The following is a 2,069-nucleotide window of genomic DNA, read 5'->3' as shown; positions in this document are numbered from 1 at the left end:
CTCCTCAGCCAGTACGGCCTGACCCTGGTCACCAGCGACAGCGGCCCCGGAGAGCCGGGCGAGCCCGGAGAGCCCGGAGAGCCCGGCGGAACCTGGTCGGCCGGCACCGCCTACCGGGTGGGCGACCGTGTCACCTACGGGAGCACCGAGTACCGCTGCCTGCAGGCACACACCGCCCAGTCGACGTGGACCCCACCGACCACGCCGGCCCTGTGGCAGCGCCTCTGAGCGCACGTCAGGCTCCCGCTTCCGTCCGGGCCACGCATTCCGGGCCCGGACGGAAACCGACCGGCCCCGGCGGTGAGAAGCGCCACGTGCGGGGGGCGCCGCCGGCGGCCGGGCCGGGCGGCAGAACGACGGCCCGGTGCTTCCCCATGCTTGCCCCGGGCTGGAAAATCCGTCTGCTGCCCGGCAGGAACGCCCTGCAACAGGACCCCTGTGCAGGGCCGGCGGACGGCCCGTCGCGTCCTCCCCGATGCGACGGGCCGTCATCCCGCCTTGTCACCCGCGACCCGGGCCCCGTAGCTTCCGCATATGGATCTCGAGCTCCGGCATCTCAAGATCATCAGAGCGATAGATGAGGCGGGCAGTCTCACCCGGGCTGCGACCACCCTGGGGCTGGCGCAATCCGCGCTCAGCGCACAACTGAAACGCATCGAGCGCGCACTCGGCGGCCCACTGTTCGAGCGCGGCCGGCACGGTGCGCGTGCCACGCCGCTCGGCGAGCTGGTGCTCGACCGCGCACGGGTCCTGCTGCCCGCCATGCGGGAGCTGCAGGAGGAAGCGATCCGGCTGGCCAACACGCTGGAGGACATCCCGCGTTTCCGGCTCGGGGGCACCCACGGCCCCCTGCTGGGCGGGCTGGTCGACCAGCTCTCGCACCTGCACCCTTCCGCCGCCATCAGCACCTACACCAGCTGGTCGGTGGACGAGATCAGCGAGCAGGTGACCTCCGGCCGGCTGGACTTCGCACTGATCGGCACCTGCGGGGAAAGCACGCCCCCGGCCGCCGACCAGCTGTCCTGGCGGACGGTCGGGAAGGATCCGATCTTCGTGATGCTCTCCGAGGACCACCCGCAGGCGAAGGAGCAGGAGATCGACCTCGGCGCCCTCTCGGGCGAGCAGTGGATCAACGCCCCGGGCGACGGCTGTTTCGAGGACTGCTTCAACGCCGCCTGCGCCCGCGCCGGGTTCACTCCGGTCTCCGTCTACGAGATGGACACCTCGGCGTGTGTGCACCTGGTGCAGGCGGGGCGGGCGGTCGCGATGTGCCGGGCCACCTTTCCCCCCACACCGGGCATCGCCACCGTCCCCCTGGCCGGGGCCCCGCTGAGCTGGCGTCACCTGATCGGCTGGCACCCCGCCGCGACGGCAGCCGGGGCGGCACCCGCGGTGCTGCTGCACGCCCGGCAGGTGCACCGGGAGGCGGTCCGACGCAATCCCCGCTACACGGAGTGGCTGGCAGCCAATACGTCGTACAACACGACCTCCTGACAGACGGGCACAGCCGCCCGGCAGCGCACTCCGGCGGTCCGACCGGTGCGCGATATGGGGTGAAGGCTCACATCCTTCATTCCATCGCATCACAAGAGGTATCGATTGACAGGTACACACAGTGCCGTGGCCACCGCTAGTTTCTCCTGCGTATCCCCCCACAACACAAGGAGAACAGCATGCGTCACCAACGTCGTATCGCGTTGGGCTCAATGCTGGCGGCCACCGCCCTGGCACTGACCACGATGCCCGCACTCGCTGCCGATGAGGCAACCTTCTCCGCCGCGGCCGAGAAGGCCGCTGAAGAACTGCCCGCAGGAATGCTGGCAGCGATGGAGCGCGACCTCGGCCTCACCACCGACGAAGCCAAGTCGCGTGTCATGCAGGAGCACGACGCCGCGGAGCTGAACGAGTCCCTCAGCGAGGGCCTCGACGGCTACGCCGGCTCGTGGCTGGTCGAGGGCACCTCCGACCTGGTGGTCGCCACCAGCGACCGGGCAGAGGCCGCCGACATCGCCAAGGCCGGCGCCAAGGCACAGGTCGTCGACCACAGCATGGCCGAGCTGGAGTCCGTG

General features: G+C 70.6%; 2 protein-coding genes and 1 pseudogene. All 3 read left to right on the top strand.

The annotated features are described in order from the left end of the window. The coding region (locus PJ985_RS23100; RefSeq protein WP_333909893.1) for a carbohydrate-binding protein at positions 1–228 on the top strand (228 nt) is incomplete at its 5' end. 306 nt (positions 229–534) lie between these two features. Then, positions 535–1,494, top strand: a complete 960-nt coding sequence (locus tag PJ985_RS23095; RefSeq protein ID WP_271685836.1) for a LysR family transcriptional regulator — start codon at positions 535–537, stop codon at positions 1,492–1,494. A 179-nt stretch (positions 1,495–1,673) separates the two neighbouring features. Continuing rightward, a pseudogene (locus PJ985_RS23090) lies at positions 1,674–2,069 on the top strand (S1 family peptidase); the annotation flags it as partial.

It is taken from the genome of Streptomyces sp. ACA25, assembly GCF_028200735.1.
GTDB lineage: Bacteria > Actinomycetota > Actinomycetes > Streptomycetales > Streptomycetaceae > Streptomyces.
The sequence above is the reverse complement of the archived record's forward strand: the minus strand, read 5'-3'. Positions and strand labels throughout refer to the sequence as shown.